The sequence below is a fragment of the Clostridium sp. CAG:265 genome (assembly GCF_000436575.1).
Classification (GTDB): domain Bacteria; phylum Bacillota; class Clostridia; order Clostridiales; family Clostridiaceae; genus Clostridium; species Clostridium lentum.
Genome location: NZ_FR886611.1, coordinates 1 through 11,699, shown reverse-complemented (window position 1 = coordinate 11,699; position 11,699 = coordinate 1). Strand labels below are relative to the sequence as shown.

At 34.9% G+C, this 11,699-nt stretch carries 23 protein-coding genes; all 23 read right to left on the bottom strand.

Features of this window, described 5'->3' with window-relative positions; genetic code table 11:
* On the bottom strand, positions 1-499 hold a 499-nt coding region (locus Q5O29_RS05610), incomplete at its 3' end, for an adenylate kinase (RefSeq protein WP_302631795.1).
* A 22-nt stretch (positions 500-521) separates the two neighbouring features.
* On the bottom strand, positions 522-1,793 hold the full coding sequence (secY, locus tag Q5O29_RS05605; RefSeq protein WP_022211999.1) for a preprotein translocase subunit SecY: 1,272 nt from the start codon (positions 1,791-1,793) through the stop codon (positions 522-524).
* A 1-nt stretch (position 1,794) separates the two neighbouring features.
* Positions 1,795-2,235 carry a 50S ribosomal protein L15 gene (gene rplO / locus Q5O29_RS05600; RefSeq protein WP_022211998.1) on the bottom strand — a complete coding sequence of 147 codons (441 nt, stop codon included), beginning with the start codon at positions 2,233-2,235 and terminating at the stop codon, positions 1,795-1,797.
* Positions 2,236-2,258: 23 nt separating this feature from the next.
* Positions 2,259-2,438, bottom strand: a complete 180-nt coding sequence (gene rpmD, locus Q5O29_RS05595; protein ID WP_022166527.1) for a 50S ribosomal protein L30 — start codon at positions 2,436-2,438, stop codon at positions 2,259-2,261.
* A gap of 13 nt (positions 2,439-2,451) precedes the next feature.
* Complete coding sequence (gene rpsE / locus Q5O29_RS05590) at positions 2,452-2,949, bottom strand: 30S ribosomal protein S5 (RefSeq protein ID WP_022211997.1); 498 nt, start codon at positions 2,947-2,949, stop codon at positions 2,452-2,454.
* A gap of 20 nt (positions 2,950-2,969) precedes the next feature.
* Positions 2,970-3,332 carry a 50S ribosomal protein L18 gene (gene rplR / locus Q5O29_RS05585; protein ID WP_022211996.1) on the bottom strand — a complete coding sequence of 121 codons (363 nt, stop codon included), beginning with the start codon at positions 3,330-3,332 and terminating at the stop codon, positions 2,970-2,972.
* A gap of 20 nt (positions 3,333-3,352) precedes the next feature.
* Positions 3,353-3,895 carry a 50S ribosomal protein L6 gene (gene rplF, locus Q5O29_RS05580; RefSeq protein WP_022211995.1) on the bottom strand — a complete coding sequence of 181 codons (543 nt, stop codon included), beginning with the start codon at positions 3,893-3,895 and terminating at the stop codon, positions 3,353-3,355.
* Positions 3,896-3,962: 67 nt separating this feature from the next.
* Positions 3,963-4,361 (bottom strand): 30S ribosomal protein S8, encoded by a 399-nt coding sequence (gene rpsH, locus Q5O29_RS05575; protein ID WP_022211994.1) that lies wholly within the window; start codon positions 4,359-4,361, stop codon positions 3,963-3,965.
* Between the two features lie 31 nt (positions 4,362-4,392).
* Positions 4,393-4,578, bottom strand: coding sequence for a type Z 30S ribosomal protein S14 (locus Q5O29_RS05570; protein ID WP_186835304.1), 186 nt, complete (start codon positions 4,576-4,578; stop codon positions 4,393-4,395).
* A 15-nt stretch (positions 4,579-4,593) separates the two neighbouring features.
* Complete coding sequence (gene rplE, locus Q5O29_RS05565; protein ID WP_022211993.1) at positions 4,594-5,136, bottom strand: 50S ribosomal protein L5; 543 nt, start codon at positions 5,134-5,136, stop codon at positions 4,594-4,596.
* Between the two features lie 22 nt (positions 5,137-5,158).
* Entirely contained in the window at positions 5,159-5,473 is a 315-nt protein-coding gene (gene rplX / locus Q5O29_RS05560; RefSeq protein ID WP_022211992.1) for a 50S ribosomal protein L24, read from the bottom strand.
* A 16-nt stretch (positions 5,474-5,489) separates the two neighbouring features.
* Positions 5,490-5,858, bottom strand: coding sequence for a 50S ribosomal protein L14 (gene rplN / locus Q5O29_RS05555; RefSeq protein ID WP_022211991.1), 369 nt, complete (start codon positions 5,856-5,858; stop codon positions 5,490-5,492).
* Between the two features lie 28 nt (positions 5,859-5,886).
* Complete coding sequence (gene rpsQ / locus Q5O29_RS05550; RefSeq protein ID WP_022211990.1) at positions 5,887-6,141, bottom strand: 30S ribosomal protein S17; 255 nt, start codon at positions 6,139-6,141, stop codon at positions 5,887-5,889.
* A gap of 22 nt (positions 6,142-6,163) precedes the next feature.
* The gene (gene rpmC, locus Q5O29_RS05545) at positions 6,164-6,376 is read right to left on the bottom strand and encodes a 50S ribosomal protein L29 (RefSeq protein WP_022211989.1); all 213 of its coding nucleotides are present in this window, start codon (positions 6,374-6,376) and stop codon (positions 6,164-6,166) included.
* Positions 6,376-6,810, bottom strand: a complete 435-nt coding sequence (gene rplP, locus Q5O29_RS05540) for a 50S ribosomal protein L16 (protein WP_022211988.1) — start codon at positions 6,808-6,810, stop codon at positions 6,376-6,378. Before rplP ends, rpmC begins: the two co-directional genes overlap by 1 nt.
* An 18-nt stretch (positions 6,811-6,828) precedes the next feature.
* Complete coding sequence (rpsC, locus tag Q5O29_RS05535) at positions 6,829-7,497, bottom strand: 30S ribosomal protein S3 (RefSeq protein WP_022211987.1); 669 nt, start codon at positions 7,495-7,497, stop codon at positions 6,829-6,831.
* Between the two features lie 22 nt (positions 7,498-7,519).
* Positions 7,520-7,855 (bottom strand): 50S ribosomal protein L22, encoded by a 336-nt coding sequence (rplV, locus tag Q5O29_RS05530; protein WP_022211986.1) that lies wholly within the window; start codon positions 7,853-7,855, stop codon positions 7,520-7,522.
* A gap of 21 nt (positions 7,856-7,876) precedes the next feature.
* Positions 7,877-8,161 carry a 30S ribosomal protein S19 gene (gene rpsS, locus Q5O29_RS05525; RefSeq protein WP_022211985.1) on the bottom strand — a complete coding sequence of 95 codons (285 nt, stop codon included), beginning with the start codon at positions 8,159-8,161 and terminating at the stop codon, positions 7,877-7,879.
* A gap of 65 nt (positions 8,162-8,226) precedes the next feature.
* On the bottom strand, positions 8,227-9,060 hold the full coding sequence (gene rplB / locus Q5O29_RS05520) for a 50S ribosomal protein L2 (RefSeq protein ID WP_022211984.1): 834 nt from the start codon (positions 9,058-9,060) through the stop codon (positions 8,227-8,229).
* Between the two features lie 57 nt (positions 9,061-9,117).
* On the bottom strand, positions 9,118-9,414 hold the full coding sequence (gene rplW / locus Q5O29_RS05515; protein WP_022211983.1) for a 50S ribosomal protein L23: 297 nt from the start codon (positions 9,412-9,414) through the stop codon (positions 9,118-9,120).
* A complete protein-coding gene (gene rplD, locus Q5O29_RS05510) occupies positions 9,414-10,034 on the bottom strand; it encodes a 50S ribosomal protein L4 (RefSeq protein ID WP_022211982.1) in 621 nt (206 codons plus the stop codon). The genes rplW and rplD overlap by 1 nt, the downstream gene beginning before the upstream one ends.
* A 24-nt stretch (positions 10,035-10,058) precedes the next feature.
* Complete coding sequence (rplC, locus tag Q5O29_RS05505; protein ID WP_022211981.1) at positions 10,059-10,688, bottom strand: 50S ribosomal protein L3; 630 nt, start codon at positions 10,686-10,688, stop codon at positions 10,059-10,061.
* 77 nt (positions 10,689-10,765) lie between these two features.
* Positions 10,766-11,074, bottom strand: coding sequence for a 30S ribosomal protein S10 (gene rpsJ / locus Q5O29_RS05500; RefSeq protein ID WP_022211980.1), 309 nt, complete (start codon positions 11,072-11,074; stop codon positions 10,766-10,768).
* Positions 11,075-11,699 lie beyond the last annotated feature (625 nt).

Sequence of the window (11,699 nt, the reverse complement as noted above, 5' to 3'; positions counted from 1 at the left end):
TATCTTCTCTATCATCTTTTCTTTGAACTACTTCGCTTCCGCATACATCACATATTCCTTCAACCTTAGTTGGGTTGAATTTCACGTGGTAACTAGCTCCACATGATCCACAAACTCTTCTTCCTGTCATTCTTTCAAGTATGAATTCCATAGGTACATCAATTAATAAAGCTGTATCTATATTTTCATCTCTTGAATCTAAGAATGTTTCAAGGGCTTCTGCTTGTGCAACAGTTCTTGGGAACCCATCTAAAAGATAACCGTTTTTACAGTCTTCCCAAGTTAATCTATCTTTAACCATGTTAATAGTTACTTCATCAGGAACTAAAAGTCCCTTATCCATATATCCTTTAGCTTCAATTCCTAAAGGGGTTGCTTCAGAAATATTTTTTCTAAAGATATCCCCAGTAGAAATATGTGGTATAGAGTATCTATTACTAATTGATTTTGCCTGTGTTCCTTTTCCAGCCCCTGGAGGACCTAACAATACGATTTTCACCGGCATCATCTCCATTATTAATCTATTTTAAGAATCCATCATAGTGTCTCATCACTAATTGTGAGTCTAATTGTCTAGAAAAATCTAGTGCAACCCCAATTATTATTAATAAAGATGTTCCACCGAACTGAACTCCTGATATATATTTTCCAACTAATATTGGTGTTACTGCTAAAAACGCTGCAAATAACCCTCCAATTATAGATACTTTAGTAAGTAGATTTTCAAAATACTTTTCTGTAGCTTCTCCAGGTCTTATACCAGGAACAAATCCTGCTGACTTATGAAGATTTTCAGCCATTTCATCTGGTTTAAATGTTATTTGAGTATAGAACCATGTAAAGAAAATAGTTAATACTGAATAACAAACCGGATACATCCAAGTACCTGTATTGAAAATACTGTACTTACTGCTAGTAATCCAGCTAGCCCATCCCTTTGAAGGGAAGAAAGCAGCAATTGTTGTTGGGAACATCATTACTGACATTGCAAATATTATAGCAATAACTGCAGATCCTATTATACTTAGTGGTATATGTGTTGATTGGCCTTTCATTACTTTTGAACCAACAGCTTTACCAGCATATTGAATTGGCACTCTTCTTTCTGCTAATGAGAAGAATATTGTAACTGCTAAAAGGGCAATCACTCCAACTAAGAATAATAATATTTCAATTATAGATATCTCTCCTGCTGTCTTTAGGGTATAAACCGAATTAACAGTTGAAGGTATCTGAGATACTATATTTACAAATATTAAGATTGAAACACCATTTCCAAATCCTTTTTGTGTGATTTGGTCACCAAGCCACATACAGAAAGTTGATCCAACTACTAGTGAGAATATTATTACTATTTTTTCAGGTGTTCCTACTCCACTAGTTGCACCTAAATTAGCAATAGTTGAATAAACACCTAAAGCTAATACGCAAGCAATCCCTATAGATACATATCTAGTAATGCTTTGGATCTTCTTTCTTCCTTCTTCACCTTCCTTAGATAATTGTTCTAATGAAGGTATTGCAATTGTTAATAATTGCATTATGATTGAAGCGTTGATGTAAGGCGATACACTTAAAGCTAATATACTAGCTTTCGTGAAAGCTCCACCTGATATTAAGTTATAAAAACTTAATAATCCACCGGATTCAGTTAATGTGCTCAAGGCACTAGTGTCAATCCCAGGAACTGGAATATGTATCCCAATCCTGAAAATTGCAACTAGAAAAATCGTCCATAAGAACCTTTTTCTTAATTCCGGAACCTTCCAGGCATTACGTAGGGTTGATAGCATACTAAATCACCTCAACTTTTCCTCCAGCTGCCTCGATCTTTTCAGCCGCTGATTTTGAGAATTTACATCCTTGAACCGTTAGGCTTTTATCTATAGTCCCATTTCCTAATATTTTAACACCATCTAATACTTTACTTATAACTCTTGTTTCAAGTAATAATTCTGGAGTAACAACTGTTCCATTTTCAAAAATGTTTAATCTATCAACATTTATTGAAACATACTTCTTAGCGAAGATATTTGTGAATCCTCTCTTTGGAAGTCTTCTGTATAATGGCATTTGACCACCTTCGAATCCAGGTCTAACTCCACCACCAGATCTAGCGTTTTGTCCTTTTTCACCTTTACCAGCATTTCTTCCTAATCCTGAACCAGTACCTCTACCAACTCTTTTAGGAGCTTTTTTACTACCTGCTGCAGGTTTTAACTCATGAAGTTTCATTCTAAAAACACCTCCTCGTTATATTATACTTCTTCTACTTTTAATAAGTAGTTTACTTTATCGATCATACCTTTTATTTGAGGAGTAAGCTCATGCTCTACTGTCTTTCCGATCTTTTTTAGACCAAGAGCGTTTGCAGTAGCGATATGGTCTTTCTTTCTGCCTATTAAGCTTTTAACTAAAGTAACCTTTATCTTTGCCATTGCGTGATACCTCCTAACCTAATATCTCTTCAACAGTTTTGCCTCTTAACTTAGCTATATCCTCAGCTGTTCTTAAGCTTGCTAAACCATTAATTGTAGCATTTACCATGTTTCTTGGGTTGTTTGAACCTAAAGACTTAGCTCTAACGTCCTTTAACCCTGCTAATTCTAATACAGCTCTTGCTGGTCCACCAGCGATAACTCCTGTACCTTCTTTAGCTGGCATGATTAAAACTTTACCAGTTCCAAATCTACCATATATTTCGTGAGGAACTGTTGTTCCAACTATAGCAACGCTAACCATGTTTTTCTTAGCGTCTTCGATACCTTTTTTGATTGCTTCTGGGATTTCGATTGATTTACCAGTTCCAACACCAACGTGTCCGTTCTCATCACCAACAACTACTAGTGCGCTGAATCTGAAGTTTCTACCACCCTTAACAACCTTAGTAACTCTGTTTATATAAACAACCTTTTCTTTAAGGTCTAGTGTGCTAGGATCGATTCTCATTGCGTTCCCTCCTCGTTCTATTAGAATTTTAAGCCTGCTTCTCTAGCTGCTTCAGCTAAAGCTTGAACTCTTCCGTGATATACGTATCCACCTCTGTCAAATACAACTTCAGTAATACCTTTATCTAAAGCTCTCTTAGCTACAGCTTCACCGATCATTTTAGCTGCTTCTTTGTTTCCACCAGCATTTACTTTTAACTCTTTATCTACAGTAGAAGCTGATACTAATGTTACAGCATTAACATCGTCTATTATTTGAGCATATATATTTTTTTCACTTCTATATACTGAAAGTCTTGGTCTTTCAGGAGTACCAGAAATCTTTTTACGTACTCTAAGGTGACGTTTTGCTCTTAAAGCCTTTTTGTCTGCCTTTTTAAACATATTGGTTCACTCCTTCCTAATTATTTCTTACCAGTTTTTCCTTCTTTACGTCTGATTACTTCACCTTCAAACTTGATTCCCTTACCTTTGTATGGTTCAGGTTTTCTCCATTTTCTGATATCAGCAGCAGCCGCTCCAACTAATTCCTTATCGATACCTGATACAACTACTTTAGTAGCAGCAGGTGTTTCGAAAGTAATTCCTTCGATTGGTTCTATTTCAACTGGATGTGAAAATCCTAAGTTCATTACAAGTTTCTTTCCTTGTAATTGTGCTCTGTAACCAACACCAACTAATTCTAGAGTTTTTGAGTATCCCTTTTCAACTCCAGTAACCATGTTATTGATAAGAGCTCTAGTTAATCCGTGAAGAGCTCTGTGCTCTTTAACATCACTAGGTCTAGTTACAACTACTTGGTTGTCTTCAACTGCAATATTCATGTCTTTGTCCATAGCTTTAACTAATTGACCCTTTGGTCCTTTTACAGTAACAACGTTAGCTTCGTCAACTGTTACAGTAACACCAGCTGGGATAGCTATTGGTAATCTACCTACTCTTGACATAATCGCACCTCCTGTTTTAATTGTATATCTATAATAATCTATATAAAGTTAATTTCTGAATTAATTACTACCATACGTAGCAGATAACTTCTCCGCCTAAGCCCATTTTTCTAGCTTCTCTGTCTACAACTAAACCTTTAGAAGTTGAAACTACAGCAATTCCTAATCCATTAAGAACTCTTGGAACTTCATCCTTCTTGCAGTAAACTCTTAGACCTGGCTTAGATATTCTCTTAATACCAGTTATAACTCTTTCTTTGTTTGCTCCATATTTAAGAGATATTCTCATCATTGGAACTACACCATCGTTGTATTCCTCGATTTCTTTAATGTATCCCTCTTGTAATAATATATTTGCAATAGCCTTCTTTACGTTTGAAGAAGGAACTTCTACTACTTCATGTCTTACAGAATTTGCATTTCTGATACGTGTTAGCAAATCTGCGATAGGATCTGTCATAACCATTTATTTTGCCTCCTTTCAGTCGTTTAAGTTCTTACCAGCTTGCTTTCTTGCAACCAGGGATTTCACCTTTGTAAGCAAGTTCTCTAAAGCATATACGGCAAATACCAAACTTCTTTAATACTGAATGTGGTCTTCCACATAATCTGCATCTTGTATAAGCTCTTGTTTTATATTTAGGAGTCTTGCTCCACTTTTCAATAATAGCTTTACGTGCCACAGTTTTCCCTCCTTATTATTGAGCGAATGGCATACCAAGGAATCTTAATAATTCTCTTGCTTCTTCGTCAGTTTTAGCTGTTGTTACGAAGATTATATCCATCCCTCTAACCTTATCGATCTTATCGTATTCAATTTCTGGGAATATTAATTGTTCTTTAATTCCTAAAGAATAGTTTCCTCTTCCATCGAATGCTCTATCAGAAACTCCTCTGAAATCTCTTACTCTTGGAAGAGCTATTGACATAAGCTTATCAGCGAATTCAAACATCTTAGCTCCTCTTAAAGTAACTTTGCATCCTAATGCCATGTTTTCTCTGATCTTAAAGTTAGCAACTGATTTCTTTGCTCTTGTTAAGATAGGTTTTTGTCCTGAGATTAAAGTTAAATCATTAACCGCAGATTCTAAAATCTTTTGGTTATCTTTAGCTTCTCCAACTCCCATGTTTATAACTATTTTTTCAAGCTTTGGAACTTCCATGATATTTTTGTATCCGAACTTTTCAACCATAGCTTGAACTACTTCGTTTTTATACTTTTCTTGAAGTCTTGGTGTCATTTATAGTGCCTCCTTTCAGAAATTAGAATGTTTCTCCGCACTTCTTACAAACTCTAACCTTAGTACCATCTTCTAAGATTTTGTTGCTAATTCTTGTAGCGTTTTTGCATTTTGTGCAGTATAACATAACTTTTGAGCTGTATATAGCTCCTTCTTTTTCTATTATTCCACCTTGAGCGTTTGCTCTGTTAGGTTTTTGGTGTTTCTTAACTATATTAACTCCTTGTACTAGAACTTTTCCAGTCTTTGGATATACTTTTAAAACTTCACCAGTTTTACCTTGATCTTTACCTGAAATAACTACAACTGTGTCATTCTTTCTAACATGTAACTTCAAATGAGCCACCTCCTTATTATAGAACTTCAGGTGCTAATGATAATATTTTGTTAAATTCTCTATCTCTTAGCTCCCTAGCAACTGGCCCGAAGATACGAGTTCCTCTTGGTTGCTTATCATCTTTTATTATTACTGCTGCGTTTTCATCAAATTTGATGTATGAACCGTCAGCTCTTCTTAATCCTCTTACAGATCTAACTATAACAGCTTTAACTACGTCACCTTTTTTAACAACTCCGCCTGGTGTTGCCTTTTTAACGCTAGCTACTATTACATCTCCAATGTTACCGAACTTTCTCTTTGATCCGCCTAATACTCTGATACACATGATTTCTTTAGCACCTGAGTTATCAGCTACGTTTAGTAAGGTTTGTTGTTGTATCATTGAATTACCCTCCTTTCAGTTTTAAAGCCTATTTAGCTCTTTCAACTATTTCAACAAGTCTCCATCTCTTATCTTTAGATAATGGTCTAGTTTCCATTATTACAACTCTATCATTCATTTTAGCTTCATTATTTTCATCATGAGCTTTGAATTTAGTAGTAGTATTCATAGTTTTTCCGTATAATGGATGTCTAACCTTAGTTTCAACAGCAACTACGATAGTCTTATCCATTTTATCAGAAACAACTCTACCTAATCTTTTCTTTCTTAGTCCTCTTTCCATTAGGGGCTACCTCCTTCCAGATTTACTGTTCAAATGCCCTGATCTCTTCTTCTCTTATGATGGTTTTGATTTGGGCTATAGATTTTTTAACTTCTCTTATTCTCATAGGATTTTCTAATTGTCCAGTAGCTAATTGGAATCTTAAGTTGAATAATTCAGCTTTAAGGTCATTTAACTTAACTTTTAAATCTTGAGAATTGCTTGTTCTTAACTCTTTTAGGTCTCTAGCCTTCATTATTCTTCACCACCCATTTCCTCAAAATCTCTTCTTGTAACGAATTTACACTTTACAGGAAGCTTGTGTGATGCAAGTCTCATTGCTTCTCTTGCAACTTCTTCATTAACTCCAGATAATTCGAATAATACTCTACCTGGTTTAACTACTGCTACCCAATATTCTGGTGAACCTTTACCTGAACCCATTCTTGTTTCAGCTGGTTTTTCAGTTACTGGCTTATCTGGGAAAATCTTTATCCAAAGTTTTCCACCTCTTCTAATGTATCTGTTTATAGCAATTCTGGCAGATTCTATTTGATTACTAGTGATCCATCCACAAGTTTGTGCTTGAATACCATAATCTCCGTATGCAAGGAAGTTACCTCTAGTAGCTTTCCCTTTCATTCTACCACGTTGTACCTTACGATGCTTAACTCTTTTAGGCATTAACATAGTCTAATTCCTCCTTTCTTATGCTTCAACTTCTTCCTTCTTTTCAACTTTTTTTGTAGGAAGAACTTCTCCATTATAAACCCATACTTTAACACCTATCTTACCGTATGTTGTATTTGCTTCAGCAAATCCATAGTCGATATCAGCTCTTAAAGTTTGTAGTGGGATTGTTCCTTCATGATATTGTTCAGTTCTAGCCATTTCAGCTCCACCTAATCTACCTGAACAAGCTGTTTTAACACCTCTAGCTCCTAATTTCATAGCTCTTTGGATGCTTTGTTTCATAGCTCTTCTGAAAGATACTCTTTTTTCTAATTGTGCAGCTATGTTTTCAGCAACTAATTGTGCATTAGCTTCTGCATTCTTAACTTCAACAATGTTAATTAAGATGTTCTTTCCATCAACTATTTTAGCTAATTTAGCTTTTAAAGCTTCAATTCCAGCTCCGCCTTTACCAATTACTACACCTGGTTTAGCAGTGTGGATGTTTAATTTAATTCTCTTAGCTGATCTTTCGATTTCAATCTTAGCGATACCAGCTGAGAAAAGTTCTTTCTTTACGAATTCTCTTATTTTGTTATCTTCAACTAAGTTGTCAGCAAATGTCTTCTTATCAGCATACCATTTTGCATCCCAACCTTTGATAACTCCTACTCTAAGTCCGTGAGGATTTACTTTTTGACCCACTTGTTTTCCCTCCTTCTTCTAATTATGCTCTTTCTTTAACTACTACCGTAATATGACTTGTTCTCTTGTTGATTCTGAACGCTTTACCGTGATCCATTGGTCTGAATCTCTTTAAAGTTGGACCAGCACCTACAAATGTTTCTGCAACATATAGGTTTTCAACGTTTAAGTCATGATTGTTTTCTGCATTAGCAACTGCTGATTTTAAAACTTTGTTTATTACTACTGCAGCTTCTTTTGGAGTATATTGTAATATCGCAAAAGCTTCGTTAACGTTTTTTCCTCTTATTAAATCAAGAACTACTCCTACTTTCATTGGAGACATTCTCACATATTTAGCTATAGCTCTAGCTTCCATTGATGTTCCTCCTTTCAAAGATTACTTTCTCTTTCTTGATGCTTTTTCGTCGTAATCGTGTCCTCTGTATGTTCTAGTTAAAGCAAACTCACCTAACTTGTGTCCAACCATATCTTCACTTATATAAACTGGAACGTGCTTTCTACCGTCGTGTACAGCTATTGTATGACCGATCATTTGTGGGAAAATTGTTGAACTTCTTGACCAAGTCTTAACAACTTTATTTTCACCATTAGCATTCATTTCTTCTATCTTCTTTAAAAGACTTTCTTTAACGAAAGGTCCCTTCTTTATTGATCTACTCATTATAATTGGCCTCCCTTCATAATTTGTGGCTAGTAAGCTTGAAGAGAATTTATCTTCTCTTCAAATTACTTACTATTTCTTCTCTTTATTATGAATCTATCAGAATATTTCTTATTCTTTCTAGTCTTGTATCCAAGTGCTGGTTTACCCCATGGAGTAACTGGACTTGGTCTACCGATTGGTGATCTACCTTCACCACCACCATGAGGGTGATCGCAAGGGTTCATTACAGAACCTCTAACTGTAGGTCTCCATCCCATATGTCTCTTTCTACCAGCTTTACCAATATTGATGATATCGTTAGTAGTGTTAGAAACTGTACCGATTGTAGCTCTACATTCGATTCTTACATATCTCATTTCACCTGATGGTAATCTTAATGTTGCATAGTTACCTTCTTTAGCCATTAATTGAGCTGAAGTACCTGCAGATCTTACCATTTGACCACCTTTACCAGCTTGTAATTCAATGTTGTGAACTACTGTACCAACTGGCATGTTCTTTAATGGTAATGCATTACCTGGTTTGATATCTGCTTCTGGTCCAGAAACAACTACATCTCCAACTTTTAATCCTACTGGAGCAAGTATGTATCTCTTTTCCCCATCTGCATAAACAACTAACGCAATGTAAGCTGTTCTGTTTGGATCGTATTCTATAGTAGCAACTTTTGCTGGAATACCATCCTTATTTCTCTTGAAATCTATTATTCTGTATTTTCTCTTAGCTCCACCACCGTGGTGTCTAACAGTTATTTTACCTTGTGCATTTCTACCACCAGTTTTCTTTAAAGAAACAAGAAGTGACTTTTCTGGTGAATTTGTTGTTATTTCATCAAATGTAGCCATTGTCATTTGTCTTCTTGATGGTGTAGTAGGTCTAAACTTTTTAACTGCCATGCTAATTCCCTCCTTCTTTAAGCTTATCTGGTTTAATACCAATACTGCGCTTTATTATTATTGCATTCCTTCAAAGAATTCAATAGCTTTGCTGTCTTTAGCTAATGTTACGATAGCTTTCTTTTGGTCAGCTCTCTTTCCAACATGTACGCCCATTCTCTTAGTTTTTCCCATAGTTCTAACTGTTTGAACTTTTTCAACTTTAACACCGAAAACTTCTTCTACAGCTCTTTTTATTTGAACTTTGTTAGCGCTCATATGAACTATGAAAGTGTACTTATTTTCAGCCATTGCTGCCATACTCTTTTCAGTTATAACAGGCTTTCTGATTATATCGTGGCTTGTCATTCTCATTATGCGTACACCTCCTCGATTTTTGATACAGCATCCTTAGTCATTATAACTTTTGGATATTTTAATAAATCATAAACGTTGATGTTGTTTACAGGCATAACTGTAACACCTTCAATGTTTCTAGCTGATTTATATACTGCTTCGTTTGATTCAGCAGTAACGATTAATGTTTTCTTAGCTTCGAATGCGTTTAACATTCCAACTACAGTCTTAGTTTTTGGAGCATCCATTACTAAGCTTTCTAATACTATCATTTCATCATTTTGAACTTTGCTTGTTAATGCTGATAACATAGCAACTCTTCTCATTGATTTAGGGATAGACATTCTGTAGCTTCTTGGCTTTGGTGCGAATACAACTCCACCTTTGATCCATTGAGGTGCTCTTATAGAACCTTGTCTAGCTCTACCAGTTCCTTTTTGTCTCCAAGGCTTGATTCCGCCTCCTCTAACCTCAGCTCTTGTTTTAGCTGATTGAGTTCCTTGTCTCTTGTTAGCTAATAATGCAACAACTACTTGGTGCATTGCGTCTGCATTTACTTCTGCAGCAAATATATTATCATTTAATTGGATTTCTCCAACTTGCTTTGCTTCTATGTTAAATAATCCTAACTTAGGCATTCTGTTTCCTCCTTTCTAAAGAAATTAAGCTTTAACTGCGTTTCTTATAACAACAGTGCTCTTGTTAGCTCCTGGGATACCACCCTTAACTAATATTAAGTTCTTTTCAGCTATTACTTTAACAACTTCTAAGTTTAATACAGTAGTGTTTTTAGCTCCCATATGCCCTGGCATTTTTTTGTTTTTGAAAGTTTTTGATGGATCAGAAGAAGCTCCCATTGAACCTACTGCTCTGTGGAACTTAGAACCGTGTGACATTGGTCCTCTGTTAGCATTCCATCTCTTGATAACCCCTTGGAATCCCTTTCCTTTAGAAACTCCTGATACGTCTACTTTATCTCCTGCAACGAAAACATCAGCAGTTATTTCTTGACCTACTTCATATTCGTTAGCATTTTCTAATCTGAATTCCTTTAAAGTTCTTCTTAAAGAAACACCAGCTTTAGCAAAGTGACCTTTTCTTGGGCTGTTAACTAATTTTTCTCTAACATCGCCAAATCCTACTTGTATTGCTTCATAACCATCTTTTTCGATAGTTTTCTTTTGAACAACAACACATGGACCAGCTTCTACTACAGTTACAGGAATAACTCTTCCATTTTCATCGAAAATTTGAGTCATACCAATTTTTTTACCTATTATAGCTTTTTTCATGTATTTACACCTCCCAAACGAATTAGCGGATTGCTTAGCAATCATAACCGTTCAAACTGTTTATTTAATTATTTAAATTAAAGCTTTATTTCGATATCAACACCTGCTGGTAAGTTTAATCTCATTAAAGCATCAACTGTCTTAGGTGATGGATTAACTATATCGATTAATCTCTTGTGTGTTCTTATTTCGAATTGTTCTCTAGAGTCTTTGTACTTATGTACAGCTCTTAATATTGTAACAACATCTTTCTCAGTTGGTAGAGGTATTGGACCTGCAACCTTTGCACCTGTAGATTTAGCTGTTTCAACAATTTTTTCAGCTGATTGATCTAATATAGTGTGATCAAAAGCTTTTAATCTGATTCTTATTTTTTGTTTTGACATTCTGGTTTCCCTCCTTTTCATGTACGCTTTACTTCTAACGCACAACAGTAGCTGTTCTGTAAACTGTTCCAGGTGTATCACACCTAAACATATAGCACACTACTGCCGTCGGATTCTAGATCCTGACTAGCTCCTCAAGAATACCCCGGAAGTCCGGCAACCTCTTGATTCATCGCATTATGCTACACAACTTCTTTATTATACTATGTTTATATATGTTAATCAAGACTTTTTTTTCGCCTTTTTGATTAATTTTTTCAATGCTTTTTAAAACTTTAATTATTTTTTCGTCAGTTGTTACTTATAATTCTATATGGATTTATTGCTTTTTTCAACATATTTTTTATTTTAAATTTAACCTTATATTACTCTTATTTTTAACTTTCCCAATTATTAATATATTAAACATTTACTTTTTTCTATTTACTTCATTTAATTGATTATTTTCTTATAATATATAAAAAAAGAAAGCAAAGGCGTCCCTTTACTCTCTTTTTTTATTGTGATCACATTTATTTAACGCTATAAAATTTATTTAAAAGTTAAATTTGTTATTTTAGTAATTAAGATAGTTAAGCTATTCTAAAGTAGGAATTATCCTAAAACTTTAGTAACAACTCCTGAA

What these genes read in the sequence shown, in the direction of transcription:
- secY (WP_022211999.1), bottom strand. Translation starts at nt 1,793, where the DNA reads ATGCTATCAACCCTACGTAATGCCTGGAAGGTTCCGGAATTAAGAAAA.
- rplO (WP_022211998.1), bottom strand. Translation starts at nt 2,235, where the DNA reads ATGAAACTTCATGAGTTAAAACCTGCAGCAGGTAGTAAAAAAGCTCCT.
- rpmD (WP_022166527.1), bottom strand. Translation starts at nt 2,438, where the DNA reads ATGGCAAAGATAAAGGTTACTTTAGTTAAAAGCTTAATAGGCAGAAAG.
- rpsE (WP_022211997.1), bottom strand. Translation starts at nt 2,949, where the DNA reads ATGAGAATCGATCCTAGCACACTAGACCTTAAAGAAAAGGTTGTTTAT.
- rplR (WP_022211996.1), bottom strand. Translation starts at nt 3,332, where the DNA reads ATGTTTAAAAAGGCAGACAAAAAGGCTTTAAGAGCAAAACGTCACCTT.
- rplF (WP_022211995.1), bottom strand. Translation starts at nt 3,895, where the DNA reads ATGTCAAGAGTAGGTAGATTACCAATAGCTATCCCAGCTGGTGTTACT.
- rpsH (WP_022211994.1), bottom strand. Translation starts at nt 4,361, where the DNA reads ATGGTTATGACAGATCCTATCGCAGATTTGCTAACACGTATCAGAAAT.
- rplE (WP_022211993.1), bottom strand. Translation starts at nt 5,136, where the DNA reads ATGACACCAAGACTTCAAGAAAAGTATAAAAACGAAGTAGTTCAAGCT.
- rplN (WP_022211991.1), bottom strand. Translation starts at nt 5,858, where the DNA reads ATGATACAACAACAAACCTTACTAAACGTAGCTGATAACTCAGGTGCT.
- rpsQ (WP_022211990.1), bottom strand. Translation starts at nt 6,141, where the DNA reads ATGGAAAGAGGACTAAGAAAGAAAAGATTAGGTAGAGTTGTTTCTGAT.
- rpmC (WP_022211989.1), bottom strand. Translation starts at nt 6,376, where the DNA reads ATGAAGGCTAGAGACCTAAAAGAGTTAAGAACAAGCAATTCTCAAGAT.
- rplP (WP_022211988.1), bottom strand. Translation starts at nt 6,810, where the DNA reads ATGTTAATGCCTAAAAGAGTTAAGCATCGTAAGGTACAACGTGGTAGA.
- rplV (WP_022211986.1), bottom strand. Translation starts at nt 7,855, where the DNA reads ATGGAAGCTAGAGCTATAGCTAAATATGTGAGAATGTCTCCAATGAAA.
- rpsS (WP_022211985.1), bottom strand. Translation starts at nt 8,161, where the DNA reads ATGAGTAGATCAATAAAGAAGGGACCTTTCGTTAAAGAAAGTCTTTTA.
- rplB (WP_022211984.1), bottom strand. Translation starts at nt 9,060, where the DNA reads ATGGCAGTTAAAAAGTTTAGACCTACTACACCATCAAGAAGACAAATG.
- rplW (WP_022211983.1), bottom strand. Translation starts at nt 9,414, where the DNA reads ATGAGAATGACAAGCCACGATATAATCAGAAAGCCTGTTATAACTGAA.
- rplD (WP_022211982.1), bottom strand. Translation starts at nt 10,034, where the DNA reads ATGCCTAAGTTAGGATTATTTAACATAGAAGCAAAGCAAGTTGGAGAA.
- rplC (WP_022211981.1), bottom strand. Translation starts at nt 10,688, where the DNA reads ATGAAAAAAGCTATAATAGGTAAAAAAATTGGTATGACTCAAATTTTC.
- rpsJ (WP_022211980.1), bottom strand. Translation starts at nt 11,074, where the DNA reads ATGTCAAAACAAAAAATAAGAATCAGATTAAAAGCTTTTGATCACACT.